Origin of the sequence: Phytoactinopolyspora limicola, from assembly GCF_011320225.1 — a bacterium.
GTDB lineage: Bacteria > Actinomycetota > Actinomycetes > Jiangellales > Jiangellaceae > Phytoactinopolyspora > Phytoactinopolyspora limicola.
Genome location: NZ_JAAOEN010000004.1, coordinates 157,906 through 177,223 on the forward strand (window position 1 = coordinate 157,906; position 19,318 = coordinate 177,223).

The following is a 19,318-nucleotide window of genomic DNA, read 5'->3' on the forward strand; positions in this document are numbered from 1 at the left end:
GGTGGCGGTGTTGGTGGCGGTGGTGGTGTTGGTGGTTGGCGCGGCTAGTGCTGTTGGTGCTGCTGGTCGGATGGGTCGGCTTCACGTCCGAGCGGGCGGACGTGGCGCAACACGGCGACGACGAGGACCGCGACGGCGGACAGTAGGACCGCGCTGCTGGCGGCGATGACGTTGAATCCGGTGGTGAAGGCCTCCCGGGCGGTGGTGATGAGTTCAGTGCCGAGCGCCGAAGGCAACTCCCCGGCGACGGCGAAAGCGTTGGCGAAGCTGTCTCGGGCGATATCCGCGGCCGGGCCCGGAACCGCTGCGGGGATCGTGTCGGCCAGCTGGCTGCTGTAGATCGAGGTGCCGGCCGTCCCCAAGGTGGCGATCCCCATGGCCAGCCCCAGCTCACTACCCGTCTCGGACGTCGCGGCGGCGGATCCGGTCTTCTCCGGCGGGGCGGCGCTGACCACCATGTCGGTCCCCAGCGCGAGCAGCGGCACGATACCGGAGGCGAAGACGGTGGCGCCGACGACGAGAAGCACCACGCCGGACTCCGCTTCGAGCTGGGTCAGCAGGCCGAGCCCCACAACCGCGATGACCAGGCCACCGGTGATGACGTAGGCCGGGCGCAGCCGCCGGGCGAGGAGCGGAGCGACGACCGAGGTGACGACGAACGCTCCGGCCATCGGGAGGAACCACAGGCCTGCTCGCAGCGGCGACATACCCTCGACGAGCTGCAGGTACTGGGTGAAGAAGAGCATGATGGCGGACATGGTGATCGCCGCCATCAACAGTCCGATCACCGCGCCGGAGAAGCTGCGACGACGGAACATCCGCAGATCGAGCAGCGGGTCGGCCAGGGTGTTCTGCCGACGGACGAACAACCAGCCGACGACGGCGCCGCCCACCACGGCCAGTGATGGCACGGCGGTGAGAGCTTGGTCCTTGGCGATCTCCTTGACGCCATAGACGACGGGCAGGATGGCGCCCAGGGACAATACGACGCTGACGAGGTCGAGCCGCCCCGCGTGTGGATCATGATATTCGGGCAACAGCATCGGCCCGGCCACCAGCAGGATCACCATGATGGGGACACCGAGGAGGAACACCGATCCCCACCAGAAGTTCTCCAGCATGGCGCCGCCGACGGCGGGGCCGATCGCGGTGCCCAGCGAGAAAGACATCCCCCAGATACCGATGGCGAGACCACGCTGTTTGGGTTCTTTGAACATGGTCCCGATGAGCGACAGCGTCGACGGCATCAACGTCGCACCGGCGATGCCGAGCAACGCCCGGGTCACGATGAGCATCTCCGCGCTGGCGGAGTAGGCGGCGAGCACCGACGCGGCACCGAAGGCGGTGGCGCCGATCAGCAGCAACCGGCGCCGCCCGATCCGGTCGCCGAGGGTCCCCATGGTGATGAGGAGTCCGGCGACCATGAAGCCGTAGATGTCGGTGATCCACAGCATCTGGGTGTTGCTGGCGCCGAGGTCGGCACCCAGGTGGGGCAGCGCCATGTACAGCACGGTCAGGTCGAGGGCGATCAGGATCGTTGGCAGGGCCAGTACGGCCAGCCCCAGCCACTGGCGTGGCCCGGCGCGGCGTGCGGACAGCGTCTCCGAGGTGATCATCGGACCCCTTCGCGGTAGTCGTCGATGCCACCATCACGTCTGTGCCTTACCGTGTTCTGCCCATAACCTGTCGGCGCCCTGACCGCGGCGTGCTCGCCGGCTAGTCAGCCGGTCACGCCGTCATAGATCAGGGCGACGGCGAAGACGGCCAGCAGGACGAGGACCCAGCGGTCGAACACGTCCTCGCGCATCCGGTGGGCGTACCTCGCCGCCGCCCACAGCACCAGCATGATCGGGACCAGTGCCAGCACACCTTGCCGGAGCCGGTCGGCGTCGAACATCCCCAGCGCCACCAGCGTGCCGGTCTGGACCACGGCGAATACCAGGAACAACGTGACGATCGAGACGATGAAGACCTGCCGTGCCAACCGCAACCCGTGCAGGTACATGGTCAGCATCGGCCCGGAGATACCGGTCGATCCCTGGAGGAGTCCCGCCACGAGCCCCACCGGTGGAGCTACGTACCGAGCTAGCCCGGCGGGGATGGCGAACCCGTTGTTGACCAGCCGCATCACCAGATAGAGAACGATCACCCCGCCCAGTGCCAGCGACAGCCACCGCGGGTCCAGCACCTTCAGTCCGAAGGTCCCGACGAGTGCCCCCACCGCACCCCCGGCCACCATCACCGGGACGTCCCTGGTGGCATGCCAGTGTTCCCGGTGGGTCCAGAGCATCCACGCGTTGGTCACCACTCCGGGGATGGCCATCACTACCACCGCGTGCTCCACCCCGAGGAAGATCGCCATCGTGGGGATGGCGACCTGTGGCAGCCCGGTGCCGGTCACGCCTTTGACGAACGCCCCGACCGACATCGCGACGAGGATGACGAGAAGCTCGGTCAACGTCTCACCCTGCACCTTGGCGGTACCACGGGCACCACCGACGGGTGGCCCAGCGGGCGAGGAACAGGGTGAGGATGCCGAACAGAGCCAGGGCCAGCACGGCCACGAACGCCTCGTTGTGCCGGAACGAGCGCGCGTTGAGCAGGATGTAGAAGCCGAGGCCTTCGATGCCGATCAGGTACTCGGCGACCACTGCCGCGATCAGCGCCCGCCCGGCAGCCAGCCGGAATCCGGCTAGTACGTACGGCAGCGACGCCGGCAGCACCACGCCGAACCAGACGGCGAGCCGGCCGGCCCGGAACGACGACGCCACCTCCAGGTAGTCGCGCGACACCGACCGGGAGCCGTCGTACATGCTCAGCGCCATGGGGAAGAACGCGGCGAACACGATGATCGCCAGCCGCGCCCCCTCGGTGTAGCCGAACCACATCGTCACCAACGGCAGCACGGCGACCATCGGCAGCGCGAAGAGCCCGTATACGTAGATCTTGAGGCTGCGGTCGATCCAGCGGACCTGCCCCATGGCCAAGCCGACGACGGTACCGAGCACGACGGCCACCACCATGCCTTGCACGATGGGTACCACGGTGCCGGACAACGCGGCCAGGAACTCGGAGCTGGTCACGACCTCGGGGATGACGGCGGCCACCCGCGTCGGCCGGGCCACGTAATGCGGCGCGAACACGTGTGTGAACAGCTCCCACAGCGCGAAGATCACCAGGGCGGTACTACCTTTGACCCACACCGGGTACGGCAGCCGCGGCCGGCGGGTGCGGGCCGGCCGGCCGGCGGCGGAGCCCACGTGGGTGGCCGGTGCGGCGGTCACGACGGCCCCCGCCAGGCGGCGAACCGGCGTTCGAGGGCATGCCCGAGGGCCAGCAGGAGCACGCCCAGAATGCACACCACCAGGATCGTGGCGAAGACCGCGGCGGTGTCGAACCGGCGGGAGGTGATGAGGATCAGCTCACCGAGGCCGCTGACCGCGAGGAAGAACTCCGCGGCGATCATGCCGACGAGGGCGCGGGCGATGGCCAGCCGGATCCCGGTCATGGCGAACGGGATGGTGTATGGGATGACGACGTCACGCCACAGGTGCCGCTCCCTGGCCCGGAAGGATCTGGCCACCTCGATGTGCCGGGCTGGGATACTCGACGCACCCTCATACACGGTGATGATCACCGGGAAGACCGCGAACAGGAACACCACGATCACCTTGGGGGTGAACCCGAACCCGAAGATGGCCAGGATGAACGGGATGAGCGCCACCATCGGCATCGCGTAGAGGCCGGTGATCCAGTCTTCGAGTCCGACCCGGAGGAAACGGACCCGGGCCAGCAGCAATCCCGCCGGCAGCCCGACCAGCACGGCGATGATCAGGCCGGCGCCGAATACCTGCGCCGACGCTAGGAGGGCGGTGGGCAGCTCGCCGCTGGCCACGAGTTCGCCCAGCCGGCGCACGGTGTCGGTGAACGGTACGAGGAAGACCGGGTCGATGAGGTGGCCGGCGAGCTCCCAGATCGCGGCGCCGGCCAGCAGGCTGGCACCGTAGGTGAGCAGTGCGCTGGAACGCCGCCGCCGGACCGGCCGGGCGGCCGCCGGCGCCGGCGCCGGCCCGAGCGTCGGCGTGGTGGTGGTCATGGCTCAACACCTGCGCTGGTGATCGCCGTCGCGCCGCCGCCGGTGTGACCGTCAGCCATGTTCCTCGACCAGAGCGAAGGCCTCGTCCCAGAGGGTGGTGTCGACGATGGAGGTGTACTCCGGTGCGTCCGCATCCGGGATGTTGCCGAGCCGGACCTGTTCGGCGACCGTCGCGTCGATCTTCTCCTGCGGCAGCCCGTGCCGATCGAGCGGCCAGAACTCGAGCTCCAGGAAGTCGCGCAGTGCCGCCCTGGACACTTCCTCGCTGTGACCGGTCGCGCCGGTGATGATGTCGACGACCTCGTCCTCGTGCGCCGGATCCTGCATGTACCGGATCGCCTCGGTCATCGCCGCCAGCGCCCGGACCAGCTCCGCACGCTGCGCGTCGACCGTGCTGGCGAGTGCCCAGACCACGAGGTAGTGCTGGGTGGGATCGATGTCGGCGAGCATCGTCACCACGTGCATGGGGTTCTCGCCCTGCTCCTCGATGACGTAGAGGTCGTCGATGTGGATCACCGAGTTGTCGAGTTGACCGGCCGCCACGGCCTGGATGGCCGACGGGCCCGGGAACGACGGGGTCTCCACGTCGTCGATGCCGAGTCCGCACGAGTCGAGGACGATCTCCAGCACGCTGTACCGGGCGCCGCCGACCGAGTCGACGGCGATGTCCTGGCCGGCCAGGTCGGCGCACGACTGCACGGCCGGGTCGACCGATCCGACCAGCCAGTCGATGTTGTCCATTCCCATGATCGCCGAGACGTCGACCCCGGTGCCGGCGAACGTCACGACCGGACCGGTGGGTGAATACGCCAGGTCGAGGTCTCCGCTCTGTACGGCGCGGGCGGCGTCGACCCCGGTCTCCATGGAGCGGAAGGTGACCTCGACGCCGTACTTGTCGAACAGGCCGGTCTCGTCGGCGACCGCCGTGTGCACCATGGCGTAGATGGACGGGATCCCGATGGTGCCGAACGTCAGCGACCCGACCGGTTCAAGGGCCGCATCACCACCACCTCCGCCCGGGCCGTCGTCGGAGCCCTGAGCGTCGTCCGAGCCGCACGCGGCCAGGGTCAGGGTGATCGTGGCCAGCAGGGCGAGGCCGGATCGGCCTCGGTGTGATCGAAGGGTCGGGTGTCGTCTCATCGTCGTTACCTTTCGACGCTGTTGTGGTCGTCGGGTGTGCTCATGACGAGGTTCCAGACCTGTTCTCGTAGCTCGTGGAACCGGGGGTCGGTGGTGGTGGCCCGGGTCCGAGGCCGGGCCAGGTCCACGTCGATGACCTGATGGACGGTGCTCGGCCGGCCTTTCAGGACCACCACACGGTCACCCATCAACACCGCCTCGTCGATGGAGTGGGTGACGAACACCATCGACGTGGGCCGGGTGTCCCAGATCCGGAGCAGCTCGAACTGCAGGACCTCACGGGTCTGGGCATCCAGCGCGCCGAACGGTTCGTCCATGAGCAAAACTTTTGGTTCGACGGCCAGTGCCCGGGCCAGCCCGGCCCGCTGCTGCATCCCCCCGGACAGCTGGTACGGGTAGGAGTTCTCGAATCCCCGGAGTCCGACGAGCTCGATGAACGCGGGGACCCGTTCGGCGATGGCCCGCCTCGACACACCGGCCATCCGCAACCCGTAGGCCACATTGCGGAAGACCGTCTTCCATGGGAACAGTCCGAAGTGCTGGAAGACGACGGCGACACCTTCCGGAGGCTCGACCACCGGCGCGCCGTCGATCCGGACCTCGCCGGTACTCGGCGCCACGAGTCCGTCGATACATCGCAGCAGGGTGGTCTTGCCGCAACCCGAGGGCCCGACGAGGGTGACCACCTCGGCGCTGCCGACGTCGAGGTCGATGTCGTCGAATACGCACAACTCGTCGAAGTATTTGCCTAGGCCGCGGATCTGGATGCGGCTCGTGGCGGCCGCTGGATCATGGACGGCGTTGATGTCGCGTGGGGTCGATCGCACCGTCACTCCTCTCGGGCTGAGCAGACCGGAGTGGCTACAATCGTTTGCAGGCTACCATGGCTACAAACGATTGCACAAGATCACCTCCCCGGTGATCGTTGCTGGATTTCCGCCCTCACCCTCGGTGATCGTTGCTGGATTTGCGTCGCCATGGCGACGCAAATCCAGCAACGATCACCGGCGAGGAGCGACGCGAATCCGACAACGATCACCGGGGCTTGAGGGGTGAGGTTGAGGAGGTGGGAGCACGCTCAGAGGCAGTCGGAGACGTCGACGTCTTCTGGCTCCAGCTCCACCCCGGCAGCCCGGGCCTGTTGAGTGAGCAGTGCGGCGAAGTCGGCGTCGGCCAACTCACTCGTACTCAACTGGGTCACCAACTGGTGCACAAGAGACACCACCGGCAGCGGAACGTCCAACTGCCGCCCCTCGTCGAGGCCGAGCTCTAGGTCCTTGCGCAGGAGGTGGCTGGTGAACGTCGGCGTGTAGTCGAGGTTGACCAGAGCCGGCGTCTTATAGCGGGAGAACACCGACCCCATCACGCTGTGGTTGAGGAAGTCGAGGTAGGCCGATCGCCGCACCCCGCCACGTTCGGCCAGCACGAGTGTCTCCGCCAAGACCTGGGTGGTAACCCCCAGCAGCAGGTTGTGGCAGATCTTGACCAACCGGCTGCGCTCCCCCTCTCCCACGTACGTCACGGACTCACCGAACAGCTCCAGCACCGGCAACACCAGCTCATAGGCGGCTCGTGGCCCAGACGTCACCACCGACAGCCGGCCGGCCCGCGCCACCTTCGGGTTGCCACTGACCGGCGCCGCCACCAGGGCGCAGTCGCGGCTCGCGGCTCGCTCGCGCACCCGCTGCGACGCCTGCGCCGACACCGTCGACGAGTCGATCAGCACGGCTGGAGCGCTGCCGGACCCCGCGAACAACCCCTTCTCGCCCAGTGTGACCTCCTCCAAGACGTCCGAGGCGGACACCATCGTCACGACGACGTCGCAGGCGGCGAGATCGGCCGGCGTCTCGACCGCGCGCGCTCCGCGTTCGACGAGGGGCTGTGCCTTCGCCGCCGTCCGGTTCCACACCGCGACGTCGAGTCCGGCCGCCAGCAACCGCTGGGCCAGCTCCATTCCCATCCGGCCGAGCCCGATCCAGCCGACCTTGGGGTCAGTCAGGCCGGCGGCGCCACCGGCACCTTGCGGCCGCGGTTCCGGGTGGCTGTCGACAGTGTCCTTGGGACTCAGATTCATGGCTACCTCGCGATCAACGTCGACGGCAATCGTTTGCTAACGGACTACTCCGCTGGAACGGGTTCGGCCAGCACATGGTGCCGGGTATCGCGCACCAACTCGTCGGCTCGGCCCATGTCCTCGTCCGGGCCGTGACCGCCACGAACCCGGGTCATACCGGCGACCATCACGGTGTCGACATCCCGGGCGCCGGACTGGAGCAGCACATGTGCGGCCAGGCCACAGACAGACGGACCTCCCGGTGGTGTCCGTAGGATCACCAGGTCGGCCTGTTTGCCCGGGGTCAGACTGCCGATCCTCTCGTCCAGCCCGAGCGCGGCCGCCCCGTACCGGGTGGCGAAGCGCAGAATGTCGTGCGGGGTCAGAGTCGGCAGTCCCGGCCGGCGCCGTCCGGTTCGTCCCTCGGCCCGGTCGGTGGCACCGTCGACGAAACCCTGCAAATGGAAGCCGAGCCGAAGCTGGCCGAAGAGATCGGCGTCGACGTAGCTGGGGATGTCACAACCCCAGGTCACGCGGACGCCACGCCGGAACGCCCGCCCCAGTACGGTGAACGGGGACCCGAGGCCGATCTCCACCGCGGGGGTAACCGACAGGAACGATCCGGCGTCGGCGAGCATCACCAGTTCGTCGTCGGTGCAGACGTTGCCGTGCACCACCACCAGGTCGGGGCCGAGCAACCCGGCGTCGTTCATCTCGGTGATCTGCCCGGGGAAGTTGGAGTGGATGGTCATGCGCAGGCCGCGTTCCCGGGCGAAGGCCACCTCGCGCACACTCGTGTCGAGGTCGACGGTCTCGCGATCGCTCAACGCCAGCATGAGGCCGACCCGGCCACCACCCCGCTTGCCGATCTCCCCGGCCACGCGGTCGGCGTCGGTCAGCCGGGCGGCGTGCCCGCCGAACCCGCCCACCGGACGGTCTCGCAGGCTATATCCGTGTGCTCCGCGCATCCCGGAGTCCATCAGGCCGGCCACCGCCGCATCGGAGTGCGCCGGCGACGCCAGGCAGTGGCAGAAGTCCAGCGCGGTGGTCACCCCGTTGGACAACAACTCCAGGCCGCCCGCGTACCCACCGGCGTAGATGTCGTCGGGGCGATACCGGTTGCGGTAGGGCAGCACCTGCTCGAAGTACTCCCCCTTCCACAACTCGCTGGCCAGGCCACGCAGCGGCGTCTGCCAGAGGTGGATGTGGGTGTCGACCAGCCCGGGTAGCACCACCATCCCGGTGGCGTCGATCACCTCGTCGACCTCCCCCACCTCGTCCTTCGGCACCTGATGGTCCACCGCGACGATGGTGTCGCCCTGAACCAGCACCTCGCCGGGGGTGAAATCGCCGAGCCGCTCGTCCATGGTCATGACCTGCCCGCCGCGGATCAGCACGCGCCGCGTACCGTCCGGGTCGGGCCACCGGGTGTCAGTCATGCTCCTCCTCCAGATCGTCGAGCCGCGGCACGGCTCGGGTTCGCCGGGCCAGCCGGCGCTCACGCTGCGCCACCGGATCCGGTACCAGAACCGAATCCAGCAGGCTTCGGGTGTAGGGATGGCGGGGTTCGTTGTACACCTGATCGGCCGGGCCGGACTCCACCAGCTCACCAAGCCGCAGCACCCCGACCCGGTGGCTTAGGTGCCGGACGACGGCGAGGTCGTGGGAGATGAACAGCAGGCTCAGGCCCAGCTCACGCTGGAGGTCACCGAGCAGGTTCACGATCTGGCCCTGGGTCGACACATCCAGAGCGCTGACCGCCTCGTCGCAGATGATCAGTCGGGGGTCGACGGCCAACGCGCGGGCGATCGCCACCCGCTGCTGCTGCCCGCCGGACAACTCATACGGGAACCGCTCCGCGTGCCGGCCGGCCAGCCCGACCTGGTCCAGCAACTCGCGGGCCCGCCGGCGCCGGCCAGCCCGACCAGGGGCGTCGGAACGTTGCCCGACGGCCTGCTCCACGATGTTGCCCACCAGATGCCGGGGGTTCAACGACGCCAAAGGGTCCTGGAACACCACCTGGACTGCCCGTCGATACCACATCGGGGTGTTCTTGCCCAGCGTGGTGATCTCCCGTCCGTCGAAGGCGATCGCCCCCGCCGCCGGCGTGACCAACCGCAGGATGGCCCGCCCCGTGGTGCTCTTGCCCGAACCCGACTCACCCACCAGACCGAACGTCTCCCCGGACGCGATCTCGAAGCTCACGTCGCGCACCGCCACCCGCGTGCGCCGCCGGCCCGGTGGCCAGCCCCCGATGGCCCGGCCGACCTCGTAGTCGACGTGTAGCCGATCGACCCGCAACAGCGGCGCCGGCCCCTGGTTTGCCAAGGCCACCCCGTTCACCGGTACACCCCCGCGCTCAGCATGTCGGCCACATCCTGGTGTCGCAGACAACGGATCCCATCGACGAGCGGCACCGCCTGTTCCCCGCACGCCTCGACGGCGTAGGAACAACGCGGTTGGAACCGGCAGCCGGCTGGCCAGGAATCCGGGCTCGGCACCGTTCCCGGGATCGATGGCAGCCGGTCGCCGGGCTGATCCGGGTGTGGGGTGGCGCGCAACAGGTCAGCCGTGTACGGGTGCCGCGGTGTGGTGAACAACTGCTCGACCGGGGCGGTCTCCACGATCTGGCCGGCGTACATCACCGCCACCCGGTCGCACACGTCGGCGACCACCCCAAGGTCATGGGTGATCATCATGATCGACATCTCGAATCGGTCCCGCAGATCGAGCAGCACGTCCAACACCTGGCTCTGAATCGTCACGTCCAGCGCCGTCGTGGGCTCATCGGCGATCAACAGCTTCGGTTCACAGGCCAGCGCGGTGGCGATCACCACCCGCTGCGCCATCCCGCCGGAGAACTGGAACGGGTAGTCGTCGAGCCGCCGGCGCGCGTCGGGCACCCCCACCAAGTCGAGCAGTTCGGCGGCCCGGTCAGCGGCGGCGGCCCGGCTCAGTCCGAGGTGGCGGCGCAACGGCTCGGTGAGCTGGCGGCGCACCGGGTGCACCGGAGACAAGGCCGCCAGCGGATCTTGAAAGATCATCCCGACGTCCGGGCCACGGACGGTCTCCATCTCCCGGTCGCTCAGACCGGTCAGCTCTCGCCCCGCCAACCGCACCGTACCCCCGGAGATCTGGCCCGGCACCGGCACCAGACCGGCGATCGCCAGCGATGTCTGCGTCTTGCCGCAACCGGACTCACCCACCAGACCGAAGATCTCGCCGTCACCGATGTCGAACGACACACCGTCGACCACCGTCATCAGTCCTTGGCTGCCGGCGGGGAACGCGACCCGCAAGTCTCGCACCTCCAGCAGCGATCGCACTCCACCGGTGGTCCACGCACCCACACGCTGGTCGGCCGGCTCAGCCTGGGCCCGCCCGGCCTGGTCACCGTCGTCATCCGGCTCACTCGGGCCGGCCGGCTCACCCGATCGGCCGGCACCACGCCGCCACCACCGGGTCCGGCTACCCCGGCCGTCCCGACCCCACGGGGGCCCCGCCGATCCCTGCCGGCCCAGGGCGTCGCGCAGCCCGTCGCCGAGCAGGTTGAACATCAGCACCGTCAACGTGATGGCGACGCCGGGGAACACCGGGAGCAGGGGCTGCTCAGCCGAGAACACCCGTGCGTCGTCGAGCATCTGCCCCCAGCTCACCTGCCCCGTCTGCACTCCGAGGCCGAGGAAGCTGAGCATCGCCTCGAAAAGCAGTGCGATGCCGAGGAAGATCGACGCCTGCACGACCAGCGGCGCGGCCACATTCGGCAAAATTTGCCCGAACATCATCCGGCGCCGGGACAGGCCGAGGACCCGTCCCGCATCGACGTACGGCTGCTCCCGCTCGACCAGCACACCACCGCGGGTGATCCGGGCGAAGTTGATCGCGAACACCATGCTGATCGCCAGCATCGCGTTGGTCAGACCGCGGCCCAGCAGCGCGATGATGGCGAAGGCGAACAGCAGCGTCGGGATTGCCGCCACGATGTCGATCAGGCGCATCGTCACCCGGTCCCACCAGCCACCCAGGTAGCCGATGAACAACCCGACCGGGATCCCCACCAGCAGCGCGAGCGTCACCGACTGGAAGGAGGCGCGGATCGCCACCTGCGCTCCGAACACCAGCCGGGAGAACTGGTCGCGGCCCAGCTCGTCGGTGCCGAGCCAATGCTCACCCCCTGGTCCGGCCAGCCGGTTGGGCAGGTCGACCTCCCACGGATCGTGCGGCGCCAGCCAGCCGGGCGCGACGGCGGCCAGGCCCACCACCGCGAGATACAGCAGGCAGCACAACGTGACCGGCTGGCGGGCGAGCCGGCCGAGCACCATCCGCCACTGCCGGCTCCCCGCACGGTCCGCCGCCGCGGCGGGTGCTCCCCCCGGCGCCACTGCCACCGGATCGGTCATTGCGGCCTCACCTTCGGGTTCAACAGCCCGTAGCCGACGTCGACGGACAGGTTGATGACGACGACGATGCAGGCGATGAGGACAACACCGCCCTGAACCATCGGGATGTCATTGCGCACCACGGCGTCGATGAGCAGCGTCCCGGTGCCGGCGATGCCGAACACCCGCTCGATCACGAAACTCACCGCCAGCAGCACCGTCAGTTCCCAGCCGATGACGGTGAGTACTGGCACCATCGCGTTGCGCAACGCGTAGCCGTACACGATGCGCCGGCGCGGCGTTCCGGTAGCACGCAGCGCCTGGACATAGTTGCTCTGCAAGACGTCCCGCATCGCGCTGCGGGTCTGCCGGGCGATCACCGCCGCCGAACTGACCCCCAGCGCCAGGCAGGGCAGAACCAACCCACGCGCCCATTGAACCGGGTCGTCGCCGAAGGGTGTGTATCCGATCACCGGGAACCAGCCGAGCCAGACCGCGAACATCAGCACCAGCAGCAACGCCAGCCAGAATCCAGGCATCGCCAGGCCGAGCGAGGCCAGCGCCGTCATCGCCCGGTCGGCCAGCGAACCGGCCCGCAGGGCGCTGTAGACGCCGGCCGGCAGGCCGATCAGCAACGCTATGAGCATGGCGCCACCCACCAGCTGGGCCGTCACCGGCAGCCGCTCCAGGACCGACTCCACCACCCCTCGCTGGGTGAACAGCGAGGTACCGAGATCCCCCTGGACGGCGTTGCCCAGCCAGCTCAGCAGTTGAACAGGCAGAGCTCGGTCGTAGCCGAGTTCGGTGCGCAACGCCTCCAGCTGCTCCGGGGAAGCCCCCTCCCCCGCGATCTGCCGCACCGGGTCGACCGGCATCAGCGTGATCAGGAAGAACACGAACACCGCGACCAGGAACAACAGCGGCACGAGGGAGGCCAGCCGGGTGAGGAGCAACTTGCCCATCGTGGTATCCGTCCCTCGCCGACTACCGCGCGTCCGGGTCGAGTACCTGTGCCTCCCAGTAGCGGAAAGCCGACGGCGCGAACCTGGTGGGTTCGATCCCCGCGACCTTGTCGCCATCCCAGCCGAACACCATGGTCATGCTGAAGAATCCGCAGTCCAGGGCCTCGTCGTGGATGTACTGGGTCATCTCTTGCCAGAGCTGTTCTTGCTGGGCCTCATCGGACTCGTCGATCGCCGCCTGGGCCAGCGCGTCGAGCTCCGGCACCTCGACACCCAGCGGGTTGCCAGCCCCCTCAGGGCTGAAACGGAACCGGTAATAGTCCCATGGGCCGGAGTTCTCCTGGGTGCTGGTGTTGATCGCGGCGGCGTACCGGCCGCTGTCGAAGGTGCTGAAGTACTGCGGCACCGTCATCCGTTCCACCTCGACGTCGATCCCCACGGCACCGAGCTGGCTGCGGACCAGCTCACCCATCTGATCCTGACCAGGGAAGACCGGGAAGGTGAACGCGAGGTCGTCGACCCCGGCCTCGTCGAGTAGCTGCTGGGCCCGCTCGGGGTCGTGTGGGTAGGCACTGACGTCGCCGTTGTAGCCGGGCTGCCCGGCATCGAAACGCTGGTCGTAGGTCTCCCCCAGGCCCGCGTACTGGCCGTCCAGGAACGACTGCGTGTCGATCGCGTGGCAGACGGCCTGCCGCACCCGCGGGTCGGCGAAGGCGTCGCGCCGGTCGAAGAACAACCACCGGTACCGCAACCCCGGGTACCAGAGTGTCTCGAAGCCCTGCGCCTCCACCTGGTCACGCTGGTTCGGATTCAGCTCCGTCACGTCGACCTGGCCGGTGGCCAACGCGTTGACCAGCGCGTCCGGCTCCGGAATGTACAGCACCTCGATCCGCTCCGGGCCCACACTCTCCGGCTCGTAATAGTCCTCGAAGTAGTCGACCACGACCTTCGTATCGCGCACCGACTCAGCCGCGTTGTACCGGAACGGGCCGGTGCCGGCGGGATCGGTGGCGATGGTGTCCTCGGCGATGGTGACCGGGCTGTGCATGTATCCGCCCCGGTCGGCCAGCTGGTTCACCAGGGTTGGTGCCGGCCGGCTGAGTTCCAGGGTGATCTGGTGGGTGTCGTCGACGACGATGTCCGACACCGGGTCGAACATCACCGACCACTGGCTCGGGGTATCCCGGATCCGCTCGAAGTTCGCCTTGACCGCCTCCGCGTCGAACGGGGTGCCGTCGTGGAACACCACGTCGTCGCGCAACGTGAACGTCACCGACTCGGCGGTCTCCTCCCATTCGGTGGCCAGCCGAGGCTCAACCGTGATGCCGTCGGCGGCGAAACGCACCAACCCCTCGAAGATGATCGAGACGTAGGTGGTGTTCGGCTTGTCGAGGTTCTCCCAGGTGTCCAAGGTGAACCGGCTGCCGGCGACGATTGTGCCCTGCGGCCCGTCGGCGGCTGGTCCACCCGCGGCGGGACCGTCGTCGGCGGCGTCCGTGCTACCACCACCGTCGTCCCCGCCACAGGCGGCGAGCACCAAACTCGTAGCGGCCAGCAACGCCACCACGCCGGCGGCGCTCTTGGAATGGCCGGCCAATGGCCGGCCCCGTCTCACGATCGCGCGAGCTCTCATGGCCCCTCCATGTGCGCATGTCAAAAGGCTCGATCGGCACGGCCGGGACTCGGCCGCGCCGGTGGGTCAGGTGTGGTGCGCGAAGGCCCCGTCGAAGGCGGGCGAACACCACGTCGGTTCGCCGCCGACCAGCGTGAGGTCGGCCTGCGTCGCGGTGATCTCGTCCGCGGCGACGGTGAAGTAATCCCGGTCGAGGACAACGAGGTCGGCCAGCATGCCCGGCTGCAGCCGGCCCCGGCAGTCCTCCTCGAAGCTGAACCAGGCCGCTTGTTCGGTGTACAGCCGCAACGCATCGTCCCGGCTGAGCAGATGCTCCGCGGAACGGAGTTGGTCGCCGCCGACGGTGCGTCCGGTCACGTACCAGTGCAGGGCGGTGAACGGGTTGTACGACGCAACCCGCATGGCGTCGGTGCCGCCGCCGACCCGGACACCAGCGTCGGCCAGGGTGCCCAGCGGGGGCGCGGCGGCGGCCCGCTCCGCACCCCAGGCGGCCACCAGGTCAGCCCCCTCGAAGCGCAGCAGCGCCGGCACCAGTACTCCCACCTGCAGCGCCGCCATCCGTTGCACGGTGGCCGCCGTCAGCCCCTCACCGTGCACCAACGCCCAGCGCAGGCGGGAGATGTCGACCTCTTTGGCCACCCGTTCCCACAAGTCGAGCGCCGTATCGATGGTGTCGGGCCGGATCGCGTGGAGTTGGACGGTCCAGCCCCGCCGGGCGCAGTCGAGGAAGATCCCGAACACCTCGTCGAGGGTGGCCTCCGACAGATCTGGAGCACGGTGGAAACCGTCGTGGATGGCATAGTGCACCACCTCGCCGATACCCAGCACCCGCAGCATGTCGTCACCCAACCCGGGCGCGAGGTACCGCAGGTACCCACCGATCTCGCTCAGCTCGGCACCGGGCCGAGAAGCGTGCACCGTGGTACGGACACGGAGCGTGAGCTGCCGGGAACGCCACGCCGCGTACAGCGCATGATAGGCATCCGGCCCGGTGTTGGTGCCGCCACCGTCGATCACACCGGTCAATCCGCAGCGGCTCAGCGCCTGCGATGCCGCGATAGTGGAGGCGACCTGCTGCTCCGGAGGCGGCTCCGGCAGCTGCCAGTACAGCCAACGCAGCGCGGCCATACCTCGCACCACACCCGTGGGACGGCCATCGTCTCCGGTATCGACGTCGCCGGGGTCGACTCCGTCGGCCACCGCGCGGTCCAGATCGACCATGTGGATGCCGGCCGAGTTGAGCATCCCCCAGCTGTACATACATTGCACGAGAACTGGATGGTCCGGTGCTACCTGGTCGAGTTCCGCGCGAGTGGGGCCGCGCCGTTCGGCGAACTGGTCGGGGTGCCAGCCGCCCACCACGGTCAGCCATTGCCCGCGGGGGCGGGTGCGCGTGGCGGCGGCGATCTGTCCGAGGGCGCCGGCGAGGTCGGTGGTGTCTTCCCACCGGATCTCGTCGTTCCAGGTCCGGCCGGCGCGGACGACGTGACAGTGGGCATCGATCAGGCCGGGCACGATCCGGCGGCCGCCGGCGTCGAGCACCCGGGCACCGCGCCCGGCCAGCTCACGAGCTGAAGCGGTGTCGCCCGCGTAACGCACTCGGCCGCCACTGATCAACAGAGCGTCCACCTCAGGCGGCGTTCCGTCATTGGCCAGGGTGGTGATCCGGCCGTTGTGCACGATCAGCTCGGACTGTTCGGTCATCGAAACCTCCCGTAGCAACACGCGTCCCGCCCGTCGCTTCCGAGCAGCGTGTCACCGACGACCAGCGAATGTCAATCGTTTGCAGCCATGATTTTGTGACACCTATCGCTCATTTGCGGGGATTACTCCCCGAATGTGCTGACGCAGCCGCCTACTTTGGGGCCTACGACCACAAACGATTGCTACGAATCACGCAGCTCCAGCGGACGTACTGAGGTCATCCGCCCTCCCGACCGTCCACCCCCGTCCCCGTCCCATGATCATGAACACTTTGCCGTGTGATAGCACGGCAAAGTGTTCATGATCATGGGACGGGGACGGGGGCCGGGGAGAGGGGGCCGGGGAGAGGCGCGGGGCGGGGCGGGAGGCGGGCAGGGCAGGGCGGGGCGCGACGCGGGCGGTCAGGTTCCCTGGCGAAGGATGTGCCCGAGCCGGGCGATTCCCGACTCGATCTGATCTGGCGAGGCGACCGAATAGCTCAACCGCAGGCCGCTGACCTGTCCAGGTTCCGGGTAGAACGCCTCCCCCGGAACATAGGCCACCCCCGCCGCGATCGCCGCCCGCGCCAGGGCGGTGGTGTCGAGGCTGTCCGGGCCACTCACCCAGATGAACATCCCGCCGGACGGGCGGGTCCACCGGAATCCGAGCGCCGGATCGCCGAGCTCCCGGTCCAGGGCATCGAGCATTAGGTCCCGCCGGCCCCGGTAGTGATCGCGGACCTTGTCGACCTGCTCCTCCAGCAGGCCGCTACGGACGATCTCCAAGGCGATGAACTGGGTAAACGTGGAAGTGTGGAGATCGGCGGCCTGCTTAGCACGCACCACCGGGTCGAGCGCCGCCGGCGAGCCCACCAGCCAGGCCAGCCGGAACCCCGGCACGAGTGTCTTCGAGAACGTGCCTGCGTGAATCACCACATCGGGGGCGAGATCGACCAGACGGGGCAGCTCGGCGCCATCGAAGCGCAGCTCGCCATAGGGATCGTCCTCGATGATCGGCACGCCGTACGCCCGGGCCAACTCGACGACGGCGTGCCGCCGCTCGACGCTGAGACTGGCCCCCGTGGGGTTGTCGAAGTTGGGGATGACATAGATCAGAGTGCTGCCGGCCGCCAGGGCTGCCTCCAGCGACTCTGGCACGATACCGTCGTCGTCGATCTTCACCGGCTGGAACCGGACCTCGTACGGCTCGAACGAACGCAGCGCACCCGGATAAGTAGGGGCAGCCACCGCCACGGAGTCTCCGGGGTCGAGGTAACACTTGGCCACGAGGTCGAGGCCTTGCTGCGACCCGGAGACAACCTGCACGCCATCGATCCCCACCTGCGGGTGCCGCGCCGCGATCCACTCGCGTAGTCCGGCGTCACCCTCGGTGGTGCTGTACTGGAGCGCCGCCCGGCCGCGCTCGGTCAGCACGCGATCGGTGGCCGCACGCACCGCCGCCACCGGGAACAACTCGGCTGCGGGCAGTCCGCCGGCGAACGAGATAACCTCGCCGGTCTGGGTGAGCTTGAGGATCTCCCGGATGGACGACGGACGCAGCCGGGTGGTCCGGCGGGCGGCCCGCGCCGACCAGTTGACTCCACGACCGTCGCTGTTCATCGTCGCACCTTGACCCCACGACCGTCGCCGTTCATCGTCGCACCGCGTCGCCGTGGCCGAACCCTTCGAGGTCGGCCCGCACCGGCAGGCCCTCCCAGTCGCCGAGGGTGGTGCACGCGAACGCCCCGGCCGCCACGGCCGTGCGCAGGCGCTGCTCGGCGGGCTCGCCGGCGATCCACTCGGCCAGGTAACCGGCGACGAACGCGTCGCCGGCACCAACGGTGTCGACCACCGGTACCGCGACGGCCGGTGTCTTGCGCACCTGCCCGTCGATCAACGAATAGGCACCCTCGGCGCCCATTTTGATGATCACCTGGGTGGGACCGAGCTCGGCCAGCGCCGGCGCGAGCTCCTCCACGGGCCCGTCCGGCACGACCAGCGACGCCTCTTCCGGCCCGGCGAACACCACGTGGGCGCGCTCCACCAGGTGGGTTAATGCCGCGCGGGCCTCTTCGCGGCTCCACAGGCTGGCCCGATAGTTGAGGTCCAGCGACACCAGGGTGTTGTGCTGCCGGGCGGTGTCGACGGCCTGTTGGACCGCCGATGCCGGGCCGGGCCCGAGCGCCGGTGTGATCCCGGTGACGTGCAGGACGTCGGCGTCGGCGATGACGTCGGTGTCGATGTCGAAGGCGGTGATGGCCGACGCCGCACTACCGGCGCGGTAGTACCGCACCTGCGTGCGTAGTGCGTTGGGACGTTCTTTGATCATCAGCCCGGTGGGCCGGGTGGGGTCGACCCGGACGATCGCCCGTACCCCCTCGGCCCGGAGTTCACGCTGGATCAGCTCGCCGAAACCGTCGTCGCCGAGCCGGCTGATCCACGCCGACGGCGAACCGAGGCGGCACACCCCGATGGCGACGTTGGTCTCCGCCCCGGCCACCGACAGCCGCATGTCGCGGTGGTTGGCCAACGAACCAACCTGCACCGCCGACACCAACGCCATGGTTTCGCCAAGAGTGACCAGTCCCCCGGTCATGCGGAGTCTCCACGGGCTCGACGGACCTCGTCCAGGGCACGGCGGGCCCGTGCGGCCAGCGCGTCGAGATCACCGCTCTCGGCGGCATCACCCTGTAGCGGGCCCCCCAGCCCGACCCCAACCGCGCCGGCGCGGATCCAGTCGCCGATTTGGTCGAGTGCGACGCCGCCGGTGGGCATCAGCCGCACCTGCGGGAACGGGCCAGCGACGTTCTTGAAGTACGACGGCCCCACCGCTGATGCCGGAAACACTTTCACCGCGCTGGCGCCGGCCCGCCACGCCGTGATGATCTCGGTGGGGCTGAGCGCGCCCGGATACACCGGCACACCGGCGTCGACCGCGGTGCGGATGACGTCGAGCTCCACCGACGGCGACACGAGGAAGTCGGCCCCGGCCTCGAGTACGGCGCGGGCCTCGTCGGCCGTGGTGACGGTCCCGGCGCCGACGTCGACGTACTCGGGCAGATCACGACGCGCCGCGGCGATCGCCTCGGCCGCACCGGGCGAGGTCAACGTGATCTCGAGGCAGGTGACACCGGACTCGGCCAGCACCCGGCTGATATCGCCGAAGCGCTCGGCGGAGCTGGCCCGCAGAATGGCCATCACCCCGGTTTCGCGCAGCTGGCGGCTCGGCTCGACCCGATGGGGGACGTCGACGTAGGTCACGGTTGATGCTCCTCTCGACCCCCTCACATTAGCTCCCGCCGGTCGCGGCGGGGTGAGGGTGTCCATACCTCGGTGCGCCGGTCCACTCCCGGCCGCGCCACCCCCTCCCCGC

At 68.9% G+C, this 19,318-nt stretch carries 16 protein-coding genes; all 16 read right to left on the reverse strand.

The window, feature by feature from the left end:
- Positions 1 to 44: 44 nt before the first annotated feature.
- Positions 45 to 1,616: an MFS transporter gene (locus tag G8760_RS12340; protein ID WP_166351397.1), complete on the reverse strand. Its 1,572-nt coding sequence runs from the start codon at positions 1,614 to 1,616 to the stop codon at positions 45 to 47.
- A 104-nt stretch (positions 1,617 to 1,720) separates the two neighbouring features.
- Positions 1,721 to 2,458 carry a sulfite exporter TauE/SafE family protein gene (locus G8760_RS12345; protein ID WP_166351399.1) on the reverse strand — a complete coding sequence of 246 codons (738 nt, stop codon included), beginning with the start codon at positions 2,456 to 2,458 and terminating at the stop codon, positions 1,721 to 1,723.
- A 4-nt stretch (positions 2,459 to 2,462) separates the two neighbouring features.
- Entirely contained in the window at positions 2,463 to 3,284 is an 822-nt protein-coding gene (locus G8760_RS12350; protein ID WP_166351401.1) for an ABC transporter permease, read from the reverse strand.
- A complete protein-coding gene (locus tag G8760_RS12355) occupies positions 3,281 to 4,096 on the reverse strand; it encodes an ABC transporter permease (RefSeq protein WP_166351403.1) in 816 nt (271 codons plus the stop codon). The genes G8760_RS12350 and G8760_RS12355 overlap by 4 nt, the downstream gene beginning before the upstream one ends.
- Positions 4,097 to 4,147: 51 nt before the next feature.
- Entirely contained in the window at positions 4,148 to 5,236 is a 1,089-nt protein-coding gene (locus G8760_RS12360) for an ABC transporter substrate-binding protein (protein ID WP_166351406.1), read from the reverse strand.
- A gap of 5 nt (positions 5,237 to 5,241) precedes the next feature.
- On the reverse strand, positions 5,242 to 6,063 hold the full coding sequence (locus G8760_RS12365) for an ABC transporter ATP-binding protein (protein ID WP_207782287.1): 822 nt from the start codon (positions 6,061 to 6,063) through the stop codon (positions 5,242 to 5,244).
- A gap of 251 nt (positions 6,064 to 6,314) precedes the next feature.
- Complete coding sequence (locus G8760_RS12370) at positions 6,315 to 7,310, reverse strand: NAD(P)-dependent oxidoreductase (protein WP_166351408.1); 996 nt, start codon at positions 7,308 to 7,310, stop codon at positions 6,315 to 6,317.
- 44 nt (positions 7,311 to 7,354) lie between these two features.
- A complete protein-coding gene (locus G8760_RS12375) occupies positions 7,355 to 8,728 on the reverse strand; it encodes an amidohydrolase family protein (RefSeq protein ID WP_166351410.1) in 1,374 nt (457 codons plus the stop codon).
- Positions 8,721 to 9,632 carry an ATP-binding cassette domain-containing protein gene (locus tag G8760_RS12380; protein ID WP_166351412.1) on the reverse strand — a complete coding sequence of 304 codons (912 nt, stop codon included), beginning with the start codon at positions 9,630 to 9,632 and terminating at the stop codon, positions 8,721 to 8,723. The genes G8760_RS12375 and G8760_RS12380 overlap by 8 nt, the downstream gene beginning before the upstream one ends.
- Entirely contained in the window at positions 9,629 to 11,689 is a 2,061-nt protein-coding gene (locus G8760_RS12385; protein ID WP_166351415.1) for a dipeptide/oligopeptide/nickel ABC transporter permease/ATP-binding protein, read from the reverse strand. The genes G8760_RS12380 and G8760_RS12385 overlap by 4 nt, the downstream gene beginning before the upstream one ends.
- Positions 11,686 to 12,630, reverse strand: coding sequence for an ABC transporter permease (locus tag G8760_RS12390; protein ID WP_166351417.1), 945 nt, complete (start codon positions 12,628 to 12,630; stop codon positions 11,686 to 11,688). Before G8760_RS12390 ends, G8760_RS12385 begins: the two co-directional genes overlap by 4 nt.
- 22 nt (positions 12,631 to 12,652) lie before the next feature.
- A complete protein-coding gene (locus G8760_RS12395; RefSeq protein WP_166351420.1) occupies positions 12,653 to 14,263 on the reverse strand; it encodes an ABC transporter substrate-binding protein in 1,611 nt (536 codons plus the stop codon).
- A gap of 66 nt (positions 14,264 to 14,329) precedes the next feature.
- Positions 14,330 to 15,967: an amidohydrolase gene (locus G8760_RS12400; protein WP_166351422.1), complete on the reverse strand. Its 1,638-nt coding sequence runs from the start codon at positions 15,965 to 15,967 to the stop codon at positions 14,330 to 14,332.
- Positions 15,968 to 16,368: 401 nt separating this feature from the next.
- Positions 16,369 to 17,565 carry an aminotransferase-like domain-containing protein gene (locus tag G8760_RS12405; protein WP_166351424.1) on the reverse strand — a complete coding sequence of 399 codons (1,197 nt, stop codon included), beginning with the start codon at positions 17,563 to 17,565 and terminating at the stop codon, positions 16,369 to 16,371.
- A 31-nt stretch (positions 17,566 to 17,596) separates the two neighbouring features.
- Entirely contained in the window at positions 17,597 to 18,541 is a 945-nt protein-coding gene (locus G8760_RS12410; protein ID WP_166351426.1) for a sugar kinase, read from the reverse strand.
- On the reverse strand, positions 18,538 to 19,206 hold the full coding sequence (locus G8760_RS12415; RefSeq protein ID WP_207782288.1) for a bifunctional 4-hydroxy-2-oxoglutarate aldolase/2-dehydro-3-deoxy-phosphogluconate aldolase: 669 nt from the start codon (positions 19,204 to 19,206) through the stop codon (positions 18,538 to 18,540). Before G8760_RS12415 ends, G8760_RS12410 begins: the two co-directional genes overlap by 4 nt.
- Positions 19,207 to 19,318: the final 112 nt, after the last annotated feature.